The sequence below is a fragment of the Streptomyces cellostaticus genome, from assembly GCF_001513965.1.
GTDB lineage: Bacteria > Actinomycetota > Actinomycetes > Streptomycetales > Streptomycetaceae > Streptomyces > Streptomyces cellostaticus.
The window spans coordinates 102,091-117,163 of sequence record NZ_KQ948034.1 but is presented as its reverse complement, the minus strand read 5'-3'; the positions used below and the strand labels follow the sequence as shown (position 1 = coordinate 117,163).

The following is a 15,073-nucleotide window of genomic DNA, read 5'->3' as shown; positions in this document are numbered from 1 at the left end:
TGGCCTACGACGGGTGGCCTCGCCCTGGTGACAGCGGCTTACCCTGGACTTATGTACGCGCGGCGACGTCACGTGGCCCGTCCCTGACGCGTCCCTCGCACTGCTTCGCAGGCTTCGGGTCGCTGCGCCGGGCTCCGTCCGTCGGCTTCTCTTCGCGTCGGTTCGCTGCCCGTCGTCGCGGCGCTGACCAGGTCCCCGCGTCCTACCCTGGAACCATGTACGCACGGCGACGTCACGTGTACTTCGCCATGATGGGGACCTGCATCGTGCTCTTCGTCCTGGCGTGGGCCGTCGTGCGCATCTGGTCCGTCCCCGCCGCGGTGGGCATGTGCGTCGTGGCCATGGTCATCCCGCCGGTTGCCGCGGTGATCGCCAACCGGCGGGGGCCGGAGGACCGCTGGTGGGACGATCCGTCCGGGGACCCGCAGTCCGACGAGTGGTGGGACGAGCTGGACGGCAAGAAGCGGCCCGGGCCGTAGGACGGCCGCTCAGTAGACGAGCGCCTGCGTCTCGTCCCCGAGCGACTCCTGTACGAAGACCTGCGCCCCCGCGATCCGTACGCCCTCGATGACGTCCTTCTCGGTGATCTCGCGCCGGGCGGCGCACTGTGTGCACAGCGTGATGCGGCCGGCCGCGAGGATCGAGTCGATCAGGTCCGGCAGCGGTGCCGCATGCGGCAGCTCGAACTCGGCGGCCCGGCCCGGCAGTGCGAACCAGGACGACTCCCCGGTCAGCCACAGGGAGACGTCGACCCCGCTGGCCACGGCCACCGCCGCCACCGTGAACGCCTGCGAGCAGCGCTCGGGGGCATCGGACCCGGCAGTCACCTTGATCACGAGCTTCTTCGCCATGCCGGAAGGGTAGCCCTAGCGCGCACCTCGCAAAGAGCGCCGCGGCCCGGCCGCGTAAGCTGGGCCCCGGCTCTGTCGTACGCCCACCCTCGCTCAAGGAGCACCCGTGGAGATGTTCTTCGAAACCTTGCTGGTCCTGGTCTGCGTCGGCGTTCTCGCCTTCGCCGGACTGGCTGTGAAGAAGCTGTACCAGGGCCAGCGCTGACCCCCACCTAGGAACTGCCGCTCATGATCGAGATCCCGTCCGACCTGCACAAGGACCTCGTCCCGCTCGCCTTCCTGCTCGGCAACTGGGCCGGCGCGGGCGTGCACGACTTCCCCGGCTCGCAGAAGTGCAACTTCGGGCAGGAGGTCGCCTTCACCCACGACGGCCGGGACTTCCTGGAGTACCGCTCCCACACCTGGGTGCTGGACAACGACGGCAACAAGGTCCGCCCGCTGGAGTCCGAGCACGGCTTCTGGCGGATCGACGCCGACCGCAAGGTCGAGGTCACGATGACCCGCGACGACGGTGTCATCGAGATCTGGTACGGCGAGCTGGCCGACAAGAAGCCGCAGATCGACCTGGTCACGGACACCGTGGCGCGGACGGCCGGCTCCAGCCCCTACACCGGCGGCCAGCGGCTGTACGGCTACGTCAAGAGCGACCTGATGTGGGTCGGCGAGAAGCAGACCCCCGAGGTCGAGCTGCGCCCCTACATGTCGGCTCACCTGAAGAAGGTCGTCACCCCGGAGGAGGTCGAGCGCTGGGCCAAGGCCCTTCCGGACGACCTTCCGGACGACGGCATCGCCTTCTTCAAGTAGTCCTAGACTCTCTGGTGTGGTGAGCACCGACTGGAAGAGCGACCTCAGGCAGCGTGGCTACCGGCTGACGCCGCAGCGGCAACTCGTGCTCGAAGCCGTGGACACCCTGGAGCACGCGACCCCCGACGACATCCTCAGCGAGGTGAGGAAGACGGCGTCGGGGGTCAACATTTCCACCGTCTACCGCACGCTGGAGCTGTTGGAGGAGCTGGGCCTGGTCAGCCACGCCCACCTGGGCCACGGCGCGCCCACCTACCACCTCGCCGACCGCCACCACCATCTCCACCTGGTGTGCCGCGACTGTGAGAACGTCATCGAGGCGGACGTCGACGTGGCCGCGGAGTTCACGGCCAAGCTGCGGCAGCAGTTCGGTTTCGACACCGACATGAAGCACTTCGCGATCTTCGGCCGCTGCCAGGCCTGTTCGCTCAAGGGTTCAAGTACCAAGTCGTAGGCTTACCCGTATGAAGAGCCCCTTGCTGTCCCTGCCCGGCGCCGTCCCCGCCGAGGGCGTGGACGAAGGCGTCGCCGCCCACTACGGCGACCTGTTCCGCGAGCAGCGTGCCCTCGCCGACGGCACCGGATTCGTCGACCTCTCCCACCGCGGGGTGGTCGCCGTCACCGGTGAGGACCGCCTGAGCTGGCTGCATCTGCTGCTCACCCAGCACGTCAGCGACCTGCCCGCGGGCGAGGCCACCGAGGCGCTGATCCTGTCCGCGCACGGCCACATCGAGCATGCCCTGTATCTGGTGGACGACGGTACGACGGTCTGGGCCCATGTGGAGCCCGGCACCCAGGAGGCGCTGATCGCGTACCTGGAGTCGATGAAGTTCTTCTACCGGGTCGAGGTCGCCGACCGTACGGCCGACTTCGCCGTGGTGTACCTGCCGGCCGGCTCGATCGCCGAGGTGCCGGAGGGGGTCGTCGTACGCGAGACGGCCGAGGGCCGTGATCTGTTCCTGCCGCGGGCGGACCTGGAGGACTTCGCGGCGAAGGCGGGTCCCGCCGCCGGTCTGCTCGCCCACGAGGCGCTGCGCGTCGAGCACCACCGCCCCCGCGTCGGCTTCGAGACCGACCACCGCACGATCCCGCACGAGCTGGGCTGGATCGGCACCGCGGTCCACCTCCAGAAGGGCTGCTACCGCGGGCAGGAGACGGTGGCCCGGGTGCAGAACCTCGGCAAACCGCCCCGGCGCCTGGTCTTCCTGCACCTGGACGGCAGCGAGGTCCATCTGCCCACCCCCGGCACGGAGATCCGGCTCGCGAGCGAGGGCCCGGACGGACGCAAGATCGGCTTCGTGACGACCTCGGTGCGGCACTTCGAGCTGGGACCGGTGGCCCTGGCTCTGGTCAAGCGCAACGTGCCGGTGGACGAGCCGCTGGTCGCCGGGAACACGGCTGCCGCCCAGGAAGTCGTCGTGGAGCCCTGAGAGACGCGTCTGCCGGGACCCGGATGCGGGGCCCGGCAGTTTCCGCCTCAGCGTGGCACGGCGATCCTCGCCGCCAGCGTGAATCCGGAGCCGCTGATCGTCGCTGAGGTGCCCAGCGCTTCGAGCGTCCCCGGCATGACGAGCAGCACCACGATGCCGGCCCCGAGTGCCGCGACGGCGATGATCACCGCCGCTATGGCGTTCGACATGGGTAACCGCGCAACTGCCCTTCGGTCGTCCTGGTCCTCCATCCCTCCGCTCCCTTCCTTCGTCAGCCCAGGTGAGGGGTCGAGCACGGGACAGGCGGTAGCAGCCGCGTGTTCCGTGTCCGGAGAGATGCCCGCGGAAAACCGGAGCCAGTCATTCCAATTTGGCGGATACTCAAAATCGCACGGCTGCAGGAGGCAGCACTGCGCCGTTGGGCGTAGGAAATGCGGGGCCCGCTGCTACAGGCCCCGCCGTCCGACTCACCTGGGCTGACAGGAGTCGAAGCAAAACATCCGCCAGGTCGTGCGAGTTGGCAACCAACTCAGATGAAGTTTCCCCACTTGGCAGGGATCCATAAACAACTATCCGACAACTCTCCAAAGACGGGTCTGAGTTGTAGCGTTCGGTCGCTGCCGCAGATTTCTCAGGTTCCTCAGATCTCCAGGAGCACGGTGAACGGGCCGTCGTTCGTCAGGGACACCCGCATCTTCGCCCCGAACCGGCCCGTCGCCACCGTCGCGCCCAGCGCCCGCAGCCGGGCGACCACCTCGTCCACGAGCGGTTCGGCGACATCGCCGGGGGCGGCCGCGTTCCAGGTGGGGCGGCGGCCCTTGCGGGCGTCGCCGTAAAGGGTGAACTGGCTGATGACGAGCAGCGGGGCGTCGATGTCGCTGCACGACTTCTCGTCCTGGAGCATCCGGATCGACCAGAGCTTGCGGGCCAGTTGGGCTGCCTTCTCCTTGGTGTCCTCATGGGTGACCCCGACCAGGACGCACAGCCCCTCGCCCTCGATCGCGCCGACCGTCTCGCCGTCCACGACGACGCTCGCGCCGTCCACTCTCTGCACCACCGCTCGCATGCGGACCATCATGCCGGGTGGCCCGCACACCCTCACCAGGGGCCCATTATTGATCTTAACCCCCCATCTGGGGCTGTTCGGGGGCACTCGGTCACATAGTGGCCACTTGGGGTGGCACGATGCTTCCACACGCCGGTCGAGGGGACGGTCAGAGGCAAGATGAGCACACCGAGTACCAGCGGGCGGTTGGAGACGTACCGGCCGCCGGCACAGCGCGGCGACAGCCCGCCCGGGCCGTCGCTGCCCGCGGAGCCGCCCGAGCGCGACCTGGCCTCGCTGAGCCTGCCCGAGCTGCGGGCGCTGCGCCGCGACGCCCAGCGTGACGAGGCGGACCTCAGCTATGTGCGGCGCCTGTTGCAGGGCCGGATCGACATCCTGCGCGCGGAACTGGCGCGGCGCGGCCGGGCGTCCGTGCCGACGCCCGCGGACGCCTCCGTGGTGGAGCGGCTCCCGGAGATCCTCACCGACGCACCGGCCCGCAACCGCTCCTCGGCCCGCCATGTCACGCTCGGCACCCCGCACAACGAGGAGTACGGGCGGCTGGCCGCGGAGATGCTCGCCGAGGTCGAGCTGTCGGACCTCGAGGCCCGGACCGACCTCGAACTGACCACCGCGATGGGCCGCCTGGTCCGCTACGAGCAGGAGGTATCCCGGCGCCGCCAGCGGCTGCAGGGCACCACCGACGCGTGCAGCGGGGAGATCGCGCGCCGCTACCGGGTCGGCGAGGCGCAGGTGGACGACCTGCTGACCTGAGGGGGAGCTTCGCGGGAGTGGCAGACGGGCAGGGCGAAATCCGCGCGACACGCCCCGGGCCGCATGCCTACGGTGACCTCATGACGAACGACGTCCGCATAGTCACCGAAGCCGAGTTCGAGGACTGGCAGCGTGCCCTGGCCACCGGGTTCCTGGAGGAGCCGGTGCTGGCGGCCGAGCACCTGGAAGCGCGCCGCCGGCAGTTCGTCGACGGCCGTCTGCTCGGCGCCTACGACGGCGGCCGCTGTGTGGCGACCTTCCGCTCCTTCGCCCAGGAACTGACCGCGGTGGGCGGCACCGCCGTCCCCGCGAACGCCATCTCCAACGTCACCGTCACCCCCACGCACCGCCGCCGCGGCCTGCTGACCCGCATGATGGGCCGGGACCTGGCGGCGGCGAAGGAGCGCGGTGACGTCGTCGCCACCCTGATCTCCGCCGAGTACCCGATCTACGGCCGGTACGGCTTCGGCCCGGCGACCTGGACGACCCAGTGGACCGTCGACGTGCCCCGGGCGGGCCTCGACCCCCGCTGGTCCGGCCCCGAGGACGGCGGGCGGATCGACCTCGTGGACGCCGAGGACGTCCGCAAGCTCGGCCCCGAGCTGTACGAGCGGGTCCGCCGCGCGCAGCCCGGCGCGACCAGCCGGGACGAGCTGTGGTGGCAGATGCACACCGGCGCCGTCCGCTTCGGCGGCGGCTGGACCGAGCCGTTCTACGCCGTCCACCGCTCGGCCTCCGGCGAGGTCGAGGGCCTGGTGTCGTACACGTCCGACGACAACTGGCACCACAAGCAGCCGTACAACACCGCCGAGGTCAAGAGGCTGATAGCCGCGACCCCGGCGGCCGAGCGCGCCCTGTGGCGGTTCCTGTGCTCGATCGACTGGATCACCAAGGTCAAGAGCGGCTGGCGCGGCCCGGACGACCTGCTGCCCTTCTTCCTGCCCGACCCGCGCGCGGCCCACGTCACCGAGCACGCGGACTGGCTGTGGGTGCGGATCCTGGACGTCGTACGGGCCCTGGAGGCACGCGCGTACGAGACGACGGGCTCGCTGGTGCTGGAGATCGTGGACGCGGCCGGTCTCGCCGGGGGCCGGTATCTGCTGGACGCCTCCCCCGACGGCGCGTCCTGCGTCCCGACCACGCGGGACGCCGACCTCGTCCTCGATGTGGCCGAGCTGGCGGCGCTGTGGCTGGGCGACGGGTCCGCGTCGCGGCTGGCCGCGCTCGGCCGGGTGCGGGAAGAGCGCGAGGGCGCCGTCCGCACGGCCGACGCCCTGCTGCGGGGGGCCAGGCGCCCCTGGTGCCCGGACATCTTCTAGCCGGGCCAACTGGGGTCAGCTGGACCAAGTCGGTCAAGTTGGTCAAGTTGGTCACTACTACGGAACAACTGCCGGGAGTTGGCGCGAAGTTGTACCGTTTTGGTGTGGAGCCGGAAGGCGCCGCTCGCGACGGGCGGCTGAGGCGGAGTCCGTCGCCCCCCGAAGTGGCGGACGAGCTGCGTGCCCGGATCAGGTCCGGTGCGCTCAGGCCGGGCCAGCGCATGCCCACGCAGGCAAAGCTGGGCCACGAGTTCGGCGTCACGCGCGGGGCCGTGCGGAGCGCGCTGCAGATCCTGCATGTGGAGGGGCTGCTCGTCGACGTGTCCAGGGGCAGCCCCGCCACCGTGGCCAGGCACCCGGGGCCCGGGCCCTTTGCGGCCCCGCCGCAGCCCACCATGGTGAGCCTCGCGCCGCGCATCGAGGCCGCCTTCGCCGCCCCCCACGTCGAGATCGACGCCGTGTGCCTCACCTCCGTCTCGCTCACGTTCGCGATGGGCGAGCCGCTGCGGCAGATCCACGCCGGGCGGCTGAACCCGGCCAGGATCGACGTCCGGGTGCTGCTGCCCAGCCGTGACATCGACCTCGCCTTCCCGACCCCGGCGGACGCCTCCACCGGCGACGGGCTGCACCGGCGCTGGCTGGCCCAGCGCAACGCCCAGGGCCAGGTCCTGCGGCACCACCTGCTGGCGCTGCGCAGCACGCACGGCATCGACGTACACGTCGCGTTCCGCTCGCTGCCCTTCACCCCGCCCGTCAAGCTCTACCTGCTCAACGGGGCGGAGGCGCTCTTCGCCTACTACACCCTCACCCGGCGGTCGGAGGAGGTCGAGCACGAACCCCTGGAGATGTACGACGCCGAGGGGACCCGTTCGATGCTCTTCGCCTTCGGGACGGGCGTGGGACTCCAGGACACGACGTTCGTCGAGCAGTCCCATCTGTGGTTCAACTCCCTCTGGGAGACGATCAGTTCGGAACTGGTCCTGTCGTCCTGAGGCCCGCCGACGGAGGAGAGCATGGCCGTGTACGGCAGCAGAAGGTTCACGTTCCAGGAGATCGCCGACACCCTTCGGGAACGCATCCGTGCCGGCGACCTGAGGGCGGGGGACCGCCTGCCCACCCAGGCCGAGCTGGCCGAGGAGTTCGAGGTGGAGCGCGGTACCGTGCGCCAGGCCCTCAGGGCACTCGCGGACGACGGTCTGCTCAGCAACATCACCAAGGGCAGCCCGCCGCGCATCGCCGAGCCGGTCCCCGTCCGCGACGGGCCCAGTCCGACGATGGTGGGCCTCGCGCCCCGGCTGGCGGAGGCGTTCTCGGCCCCCAGGGTCCGCATCGACGCGGCCTGCCTGACCGCCGAGACCCTGATGGTGGCGCTGGGCGAGCCGCTCCGCCTCATCCATGAGGGCCGCCTGCGCCCCGAGTCGGTGGACGTCCGCATCCTGCTGCCGTCGAGGGAGATCAGCCTCGCCTTCCCGGTCTCGGTGGACGGCCGGGGCGAGGACGACCCGGTGCATCAGCGCTGGCTCGAGATGCGCAACGCCCAGGGGCACGTCCTGCGGCACAACCTCCGGTCCCTGCGCAGCTCGCACGGCATCGAGGTGAGCGTGACCTTTCGCGCTCTGCCGTTCACCCCGCCGGTGAAGCTGTACGTGCTCAACGGCTCGGAGGCGCTGCTGGCCTACTACATGATCACGCGCCGCGAGGAGCCGACGGACAGCGGAACGCTGGACATGTACGACGTCCTGGGCAGCGAGTCGCTCCTGTTCTCCTTCGAGCGGCAGGCCGGGCAGCGGGACGCCGCGTTCGTGGAGCAGTCCCAGATGTGGTTCGACGCCCTCTGGGAAACCATCACCACGGACCTGACACTCTCCTAGTGACCTCTGAGCTGACCGAACTGATCGCACGGGCTCGTGTCGTCGTATGGGACTTCGACGGGCCGGTCTGCCGCCTGTTCGCCGGGTACACAGCGCAACGCGTGGCCGCCGGACTCATGGCGTGGCTGGAGCAGCGGGGCCTGCGCGACCTGCTCACCGACACCGAACGGGACACGGTCGACCCCCAGGCGGTGGTGCGCGCCGTGGACCGCCGCCACCCCGGCAGCGACCTCGTCGCCGCAGTGGATGAGTGGCTCGCCCAGGAGGAGCTGCGGGCCGTGTCCTCGGCGATGCCGACCGCCTATGCCGACCCTCTGATACGCACCTGGACGGCCCTCGGTGTCCGCATGGCCATCGCCACCGGCCACTCTCCACGGGCGGTCACCGGCTATCTGGACGGCCGGGGCCTCACGGAGTGCTTCGCTCCCCGCATATACGGCCGCGACCGGCTCTTCGACGGTCTCAAGCCCGACCCGCACCACCTCAGCCGTGCCCTGCACGCGACGGGAACGGCACCGGACGCCGTCCTGGCGCTCGGCGACTCCCCCCTCGACCTCGCCGCGGCGCAGGCGGCCGGTGTGCCGTTCCTGGGCTACGCGCGCCACGAGGACACGGAGCAGCGGCTGCGGGCGGCGGGCGCCCCCGTGGTCGTACGGTCGCTGGAATCGGTCCTTTCCGTACTCAGAACGCCTGTCCGCCCCAACTAGGCTGTCATGGACGTTGGTTCATACGATCGCGGGCCGGACCGCGCTCCCTCGTGCGCCTGGACGGGCGTGTCGGGCCTTGCCCCCGGCCCGGCGGCCGTTGAGGCTGGCCGGAGTGCGGGGGCAAGCTGAGGAGCGGATGGAACGGCATGGGTGGTGAGCGCCAAGACGTCGAGGACGCCTGGGAACGGCTGACGGACGCGGGCTGCGTGCTGTTCGACTTCGACGGCCCCATCTGTCGGCTGTACCCCCGAGGCGCCGCGGTGGAGTGGACCGACAAGGACCCGTACCTGGTGCTGCGGGAGGTCCACCGCGCCCGGGCGGAGCGGCGCCCCGGCGATCTGGTCGAGGACATGGACGCGAAGCTGACCGAGTTCGAGCTGGCCGCCGTACCGTCCGCGTTGCCCACCCCCGGAGCCGACCAGCTGGTCACGTGGCTGCACGGTCGCGGGTCCCGGCTGGCCGTCGTCACGAACAACGCCGCCCGCGCGGCGGACCGCTACCTGCGGGACCATGGTCTGCGGCCCTGCTTCGAGGCCGTCCACGGGCGCAGCGCCGATCCCGACCTGATGAAGCCGGATCCCGATGTCCTCCACCGTGCCCTGCGGGGCCTCGGGCTCCGGCCGGACGAAGCGGTCATGATCGGGGACACGCCCGCGGACTTCGACGCCGCCGAGCGGGCCGGGGTGCGCTTCATCGGATACGGCCGCAACGCCGAGAAGCGACTGCGGCTGCGCGACGCCGGGGCGAAGGTCGTCCTGGGCTCGTACGGCCCTGTGCTGGAGCTGGCGCGGCACGCGGGACCGGGTGGGAACAGCGCCTCCCCTTCCTGGCCGGACCGCCACCGGGCACCATGAGGTGACCGTGCCAAGGCGCTTGCCAAGAGGGGGATTTGGTGGCGGATACCACGCTGAGAAGCAGGCTGGCGGCCCGCTGGGAGCAGGCCGAGGGCGCACTGACGAGGATCGTGCTGCTGGCCGTCTTCGTCGTCGGCCTGATCGCGCAGTTCGTCAAACCCGTGGGCGACGCCCTGCAGGGCAAGGTGTACATCAGCGCGGCACTGCTGAGCCTGGTGGGCTTTGCGCTGTACAGCGAGGTGCGGGGGCTGAACTCGGCGCAGGAGCACCTGAGGGAGGACCTGGAGCACAACCGGGAGGCCACGGCGAACCTGGGCGCCGCCTTCCGCGCCTTCACCGAACAGCAGGCGGCGGCCGGTGCCCAGATCGACTCGGAGCACATCACGGAGGAACTCCGTCGCGCGCTGTGGAGCGGGAACGACATCAAGCTGGCGACCATGGCCTTCACGGGAGAGAACTTCTCCCAGCCGCTGAAGCGGTTCCTGGGAGCGCTTCCCCCCAATGCGGACCGCACCGTCTTCCTCCGGGTCCTGCTCCCCGACGTCACCAAGGAGATGGGATACCCCGGACGGGTACGGCCGGACGGCACGGTCTACGACGCGCCCGCCTTCCGCGCCTTCCTGAAGGGGCGCATCTGCGAGTACAAGGCGGACCTGGAGGGGATGGTCGAGCGGATGGGCCATCGAGGCCAGGGCACCCTGACGGTCGAGTACAAGGTGCTGCCCATGGATGCGAGGCGGAAGGTGTATCTCCTCAACGAGGACCAGGTGATCGAGGGGGAGTACGACAAGTTCGAGCTACGGCCGGACGTGTACAGCACGGACGGGAGCACGGACCAGTTGCTCGACATCACAGGGCACGAAGCGCCGCTGCGGCGCTGGCACCGGGACGCCGGACCGCAGGCGCGGGAGATGATGCGCCACTACCGGGGGCTCTACGAGCACGACTGGTTCCGTGCCGTCCCCTTGGAAGAGGCCTGGTCGGTCAGCCCCGTCCCCGCCTCCGGCGCCAGGAGTGACCAGGGCCCGCAGCCCCCCACTGCGTAGGCTCCCCCCATGGAAGAGATGGGCCTGCGTGAGCGCAAGAAGCGGCGGATGTACCAGGACGTGTCGGACACCGCCGTGCGGCTGTTCCTGGAGCGCGGCTTCGACGCCGTGTCGGTCGCGGAGGTCGCCGCCGCGGCCGGGATCTCCAAGCCGACCCTCTTCCGGTACTTCCCGACCAAGGAGGACCTGGTCCTGCACCGGATCGCGGACCACGAGACGGAGGCCGCGCGCCTGGCGGCCGGGACGGCCGAGCCGCTGGACGCGCTGCGCCGGAACTTCCTCGACGGGCTGGAGCGGTGCGATCCGGTCACCGGGCTGAACGACCATCCGCAGGTGCTCGCCTTCCACACCCTGCTGTACGGCACGCCCGCCCTGGTGGCGCGGGTGTACCGGCATCTGGAGCGGTCGGAGGAGGCGCTCGCCGAGGCCCTCGGCGGCAGCCTGGACGCGCGGCTGGCCGCGGGGCAGATCATCGCCGTCCAGCGGATCCTCGCGCAGGAGAACTGGCGCCGGATCGCGGCGGGCGAGGGCGTGGAGCAGGTGCGGCCGGACGCGGTACGGGCTGCCGAGCAGGCCTTCGGGCGGCTGGCGGCGGGGCTGCCGGGGCTCGCGGGCCAAGCAAGTGAGAGTCAGTAAAATATTTAACCCGGTTACGTTTTCTGGGTACGGTGGAGCCATGACGTCACTCCACCCCGCCCCCGAGGACATCGAAGCCGCCCTCCACGGCGAACGCGCCTACCACGACACCTGCGCCACCGCCTTCGCCGCCATGGTCGACGGCGCCGCCGAACAGGTCGTCATCGGCGAGGACGTCTCCGCCTCCGGTGCCGACGCCGAGGTCCTCGGCTACCAGCTGCGCAGCCAGGCCAAGGCGCTGCGCGAACTGCCCGAGGGGCCGCTGTTCTTCGGCCGGCTGGACTTCGCCGACACCGAGCCCGAGCACGGCGGGCAGAACTACCACGTGGGCCGGCTCCGGATCACCGAGGACCCGGCCGCCCCACCCCTCGTCGTCGACTGGCGGGCCCCCGTCTCCCGCGCCTTCTACCAGGCCAGTGCGCGTGAGCCGCAGGGCGTCGAGGTCCGGCGCCGGTTCGGCTGGGCGCCGGGCAGCCGGGGCGCGTCGGCCGACCTCACCGGCCTGGAGGACGAGCGCCTGGGCCGGGGCGAGTCCCAGGTCAGCGACATCGTCACGCAGGAGATCGAGCGGCCCCGCATCGGACCCATGCGGGACATCGCCGCCACCATCCAGCCCGAGCAGGACGACCTCGTACGGGCCGGGCTCGGCGCCTCCGTGTGCGTCCAGGGCGCCCCGGGCACCGGCAAGACCGCCGTCGGCCTGCACCGCGCCGCCTACCTGCTCTACACCCACCCCAAGCGGATCCAGCGCTCCGGCCTGCTGATCCTCGGCCCCAACCGCACCTTCCTCTCCTACATCGCCGAGGTGCTGCCCGCCCTCGGCGAGACCGGGATCCGTCAGGCCACCCTCCTGGACGAGATCGCCAGCCGCCCGGTGACCGGCACCGACCCCGTCCCCACAGCCACCGTCAAGCACGACGCCCGCATGGCCGAGGTGCTGCGCCGGGCGCTGTACGCGCGCGTGTCCGCCGCGGACGCGCCCGAGCCGGCCGTACCGGACGGCTCCTACCGGTGGCGGCTGCCCGCCGGGGAGCCGGCCGGCATCGTCGAGGAGGTCCGCGCCGAGCAGCCGCCGTACGCCGTCGGACGCGAGCGGGTGCGCGCCCGGGTCGTACGACGGCTGCTGGAACAGGCCGAACGGCGCTCCGGACCGCCGCCGAACGCCTGGGTGCGCCGGATCGAGCGGGCGCGGGCACTCACCGCCTGGCTGGACGCGGTGTGGCCGAAGGCCCGCCCCGAGGAGGTCCTCGCCGAACTGCTCGGTGACGGCGAGGCGCTGGCGCGGGCCGCCGACGGGCTGCTGGATGCGGGCGAGCAGGCCGCGCTGCTGTGGCCGCGCCCGCCGCGCTCGTACAAGTCCGCCCGCTGGTCGGCCGCCGACCTCGTGCTCCTGGACGAGTTGTCGGGGCTGATCGAGCACCCCGACGGGTACGGCCACATCGTCGTGGACGAGGCGCAGGACCTCTCGCCGATGGAGTGCCGGGCCATCGCCCGCCGGGCCGTCTTCGGCTCGCTGACCGTCCTCGGCGACCTCGCCCAGGGCACCACCCCGTGGGCTGCTCGCGACTGGCACGTCCAGCTGCGCCACCTCGGCAAGCCGGACGCGGTCGTGGTGCCGCTGACCACCGGGTTCCGGGTGCCCGCCGCGGTGGTCGGGCTCGCCAACCGGCTGCTGGCCCGGCTGGACGTGGCCGTGCCCGCCGCCCGGTCCCTGCGCTCGGACGGCGAGCTGAGCGTCCGGCCGGCCGACGACGTGCCCGCCGCGACCGTGACGGCCGTACGGGAGGCGCTCGCCCGGGAGGGATCGGTCGGGGTGGTCGCGGCGGACGCGGACGTGGCCCGGGTACGGGACGCGCTCACCGCGGCCGGCATCCGGGCGGCCGGGCCCGAGGACCTGGGCGCCCGGGTGGCCGTGGTGCCCGCGAGCCTGGTCAAGGGCCTGGAGTACGACCACGTCGTCGCCGTCGAACCGGCCGCCGTCGCGGAGGCGGAGGAGCGCGGCGCGCACCGGCTGTACGTGGTGCTGACGCGCGCGGTGTCCCGGCTGGACGTGGTCCACGCAAGGCCCCTGCCGTTCTAGCGAGCGTCCAGCAACGGCACCAACTGCTCCTCCTCGTAGGTCAGATGGGCCTCCAGCTCGGCCGTGAGCCGGTCCACCTCGGCGCGGGCGACGGCCGGGTCGGGGTGCTCGCCGGACACCGCGCGGCGCAGCTCCGCCACGAGGTCCGCGATCCGGCCGTGCTCCTCCCGCAGCCGCTCCAGGGTGGGGGCGAGATGCGGATGCCGGTCGGCGAGGAACGGGAACAGGGCGGTGTCCTCGCCGGTGTGGTGGTTGTGGAGCCCCTGGCAGAGGGTGAGGCAGTTGACGCGGAGCTGGGCGCCGAGTGTGGAGCCCTTGCCCGCGGCCATCTCCCCCCGGATCAGGTCGAGTTCGCGCCGGAACATGTCGTGGACGAGCCGGATCGCCTCGCCGGGGGAGCCGGCGGCGATGTTCGGCGGCCCACCCTGCGCGATCTCGTACAGCGCGACGACGGGTATCATCCGGCCGCCCGCCTTCTCCTGGTACGCCTGCCAGCCGGGGTCGGTGTCCACCGCGCGTGCGAAGGCCCGCTCGCGTTCCTCGCCGGTCAGCACCTCGGCGCGGGCCCGGTAGGTGAACACGCCGCTCTCGACGGTCACTTCGGGGTGGACGAGGAGGTTGCGGTACCAGTCGGGGTGGCGGGGCGAGCCGCCGGCCGAGGCGATGACGAGCACCCGCTCGCCGCCGTCGGGGAGATAGCCGACGGGGGTGGTGTGCGGGGTGCCGGTGCGGGCGCCGGTGGTGGTGAGCAGGAGCAGCCGGGCGCCTTCGAAAGAGCCGCTCATGCGGCCGTGGTGGGCGCGGAACTCGTCGATGATCTTCTGATTGAACGCGTTGGGCACTCTGTCTTCTCTCTCTGCGGCTGATTGCTTGCTTCAGTGCGCAGAGAAAGCGGCGGGCTCCTCGCCCGCGCGAACCTCACTCAGAGGCCGGGCACCCAACTCGCTCACGGCCCAAGGCCGACCCGGCAGTCATGCCGCTGACGCTACCGTCCCCCTCATGACTGACGCCACCGAGTTCCAGGACATCCCCACGACCACCCTCGCCGACCTGCTCGGCCGCGACCAGGTCATGGACATCGGCATCCGGCCGCTGTGGACCCCGGTGCCGCGCGTCGCCGGTCCCGCCTTCACCGTGAGCTGCCCGCCCGGCGACAACCTCATGCTGCACGCGGCGATCCACCGCGCCGGGCCCGGCGCGGTGATCGTCGTGGAGTCGGGGGACCTGGACCACGCGCTGGCCGGCGGAAACGTCTGCGCGGTGGCCCGGCGGCGCGGCATCGCGGCCTTCGTCGCCGACGGCCTGATCCGCGACCTCGCCGAGGTCCGCGAGCTGGGCTTCCCGGTCTTCGCGCGGGGCGTCGTCCCGATTCCGGGCGCCAAGAAGGCCGTACGGCCCCTGAACGAGCCGGTGCGCTGCGGCGGTGTACGGATCGCGGCCGGGGACGTGGTCGTGGCCGACGAGGAGGGCGTGGTCGCCGTCCCGGCCGCCCGTCGGACGGAGGTCCTCCAGGCCGCGCGGGCCAAGCTCGCCAAGGAGGCCGCCGAGAGCCTGGACGACTGGGAGATGGCACACCGCGCCCGCATCGACGCCCTCCTCGCCGAGCGGGGCTTCGAGGGGTGATCCTGGTCGGCGATGCTGCTGTTCCTCGACGTC

The 15,073-nt window shown here is 71.5% G+C and carries 18 protein-coding genes; 14 read left to right on the top strand and 4 right to left on the bottom strand.

Annotation, left to right across the window (positions count from 1 at the left end; all coding sequences use genetic code 11):
- The first annotated feature begins 215 nt into the window (after positions 1–215).
- The gene (locus tag AQI88_RS30420; protein ID WP_067005257.1) at positions 216–479 is read left to right on the top strand and encodes a DUF3099 domain-containing protein; all 264 of its coding nucleotides are present in this window, start codon (positions 216–218) and stop codon (positions 477–479) included.
- Between the two features lie 9 nt (positions 480–488).
- Here AQI88_RS30420 and AQI88_RS30415 read toward each other — a convergent pair whose 3' ends face one another.
- A complete protein-coding gene (locus AQI88_RS30415) occupies positions 489–851 on the bottom strand; it encodes a DsrE family protein (RefSeq protein WP_067005255.1) in 363 nt (120 codons plus the stop codon).
- Between the two features lie 228 nt (positions 852–1,079).
- On the opposite strand from AQI88_RS30415, the gene AQI88_RS30410 reads away from it, so the two are divergent.
- Genes AQI88_RS30410 through ygfZ form a run of 3 tightly spaced genes read left to right on the top strand, consistent with a single transcriptional unit; the run spans position 1,080 to position 3,085 of the window.
- On the top strand, positions 1,080–1,655 hold the full coding sequence (locus AQI88_RS30410) for a heme-binding beta-barrel domain-containing protein (RefSeq protein ID WP_067005254.1): 576 nt from the start codon (positions 1,080–1,082) through the stop codon (positions 1,653–1,655).
- Positions 1,656–1,671: 16 nt separating this feature from the next.
- Complete coding sequence (locus tag AQI88_RS30405; protein WP_067005253.1) at positions 1,672–2,109, top strand: Fur family transcriptional regulator; 438 nt, start codon at positions 1,672–1,674, stop codon at positions 2,107–2,109.
- A 10-nt stretch (positions 2,110–2,119) separates the two neighbouring features.
- Positions 2,120–3,085 carry a CAF17-like 4Fe-4S cluster assembly/insertion protein YgfZ gene (gene ygfZ / locus AQI88_RS30400; RefSeq protein ID WP_067005252.1) on the top strand — a complete coding sequence of 322 codons (966 nt, stop codon included), beginning with the start codon at positions 2,120–2,122 and terminating at the stop codon, positions 3,083–3,085.
- Between the two features lie 47 nt (positions 3,086–3,132).
- Here ygfZ and AQI88_RS30395 read toward each other — a convergent pair whose 3' ends face one another.
- Together AQI88_RS30395 and dtd are read right to left on the bottom strand one after the other, a co-directional pair.
- Complete coding sequence (locus AQI88_RS30395; RefSeq protein ID WP_067005251.1) at positions 3,133–3,336, bottom strand: hypothetical protein; 204 nt, start codon at positions 3,334–3,336, stop codon at positions 3,133–3,135.
- 389 nt (positions 3,337–3,725) lie between these two features.
- Positions 3,726–4,151 (bottom strand): D-aminoacyl-tRNA deacylase, encoded by a 426-nt coding sequence (dtd, locus tag AQI88_RS30390; RefSeq protein WP_067005370.1) that lies wholly within the window; start codon positions 4,149–4,151, stop codon positions 3,726–3,728.
- A 159-nt stretch (positions 4,152–4,310) separates the two neighbouring features.
- Between dtd and AQI88_RS30385 the strand changes: the two genes are divergently transcribed.
- From AQI88_RS30385 to AQI88_RS30345, 9 genes are all read left to right on the top strand, one after another.
- A complete protein-coding gene (locus AQI88_RS30385) occupies positions 4,311–4,904 on the top strand; it encodes an RsiG family protein (RefSeq protein WP_067005249.1) in 594 nt (197 codons plus the stop codon).
- Positions 4,905–4,984: 80 nt separating this feature from the next.
- On the top strand, positions 4,985–6,223 hold the full coding sequence (locus tag AQI88_RS30380) for a GNAT family N-acetyltransferase (protein ID WP_067005247.1): 1,239 nt from the start codon (positions 4,985–4,987) through the stop codon (positions 6,221–6,223).
- A gap of 104 nt (positions 6,224–6,327) precedes the next feature.
- A complete protein-coding gene (locus tag AQI88_RS30375; RefSeq protein ID WP_067005245.1) occupies positions 6,328–7,215 on the top strand; it encodes a GntR family transcriptional regulator in 888 nt (295 codons plus the stop codon).
- Positions 7,216–7,236: 21 nt separating this feature from the next.
- Positions 7,237–8,094: a GntR family transcriptional regulator gene (locus AQI88_RS30370; protein WP_067005244.1), complete on the top strand. Its 858-nt coding sequence runs from the start codon at positions 7,237–7,239 to the stop codon at positions 8,092–8,094.
- A complete protein-coding gene (locus tag AQI88_RS30365; protein ID WP_067005243.1) occupies positions 8,094–8,801 on the top strand; it encodes an HAD family hydrolase in 708 nt (235 codons plus the stop codon). Before AQI88_RS30370 ends, AQI88_RS30365 begins: the two co-directional genes overlap by 1 nt.
- 146 nt (positions 8,802–8,947) lie before the next feature.
- A complete protein-coding gene (locus AQI88_RS30360; protein WP_067005242.1) occupies positions 8,948–9,655 on the top strand; it encodes an HAD family hydrolase in 708 nt (235 codons plus the stop codon).
- Between the two features lie 38 nt (positions 9,656–9,693).
- Positions 9,694–10,701, top strand: a complete 1,008-nt coding sequence (locus tag AQI88_RS30355; protein WP_067005241.1) for a hypothetical protein — start codon at positions 9,694–9,696, stop codon at positions 10,699–10,701.
- 9 nt (positions 10,702–10,710) lie between these two features.
- Positions 10,711–11,337 carry a TetR/AcrR family transcriptional regulator gene (locus tag AQI88_RS30350; RefSeq protein ID WP_067005239.1) on the top strand — a complete coding sequence of 209 codons (627 nt, stop codon included), beginning with the start codon at positions 10,711–10,713 and terminating at the stop codon, positions 11,335–11,337.
- Positions 11,338–11,377: 40 nt separating this feature from the next.
- Positions 11,378–13,417 (top strand): HelD family protein, encoded by a 2,040-nt coding sequence (locus AQI88_RS30345; RefSeq protein WP_067005237.1) that lies wholly within the window; start codon positions 11,378–11,380, stop codon positions 13,415–13,417.
- Here the strand turns inward: AQI88_RS30345 and AQI88_RS30340 are convergent.
- Complete coding sequence (locus AQI88_RS30340) at positions 13,414–14,259, bottom strand: nitroreductase family deazaflavin-dependent oxidoreductase (RefSeq protein WP_067005233.1); 846 nt, start codon at positions 14,257–14,259, stop codon at positions 13,414–13,416. The two genes, AQI88_RS30345 and AQI88_RS30340, sit on opposite strands and share 4 nt — an antisense overlap.
- A 157-nt stretch (positions 14,260–14,416) precedes the next feature.
- Here AQI88_RS30340 and AQI88_RS30335 point away from each other — a divergent pair, with 157 nt between their 5' ends.
- Positions 14,417–15,040: an RraA family protein gene (locus AQI88_RS30335; RefSeq protein WP_067005231.1), complete on the top strand. Its 624-nt coding sequence runs from the start codon at positions 14,417–14,419 to the stop codon at positions 15,038–15,040.
- Positions 15,041–15,073 lie beyond the last annotated feature (33 nt).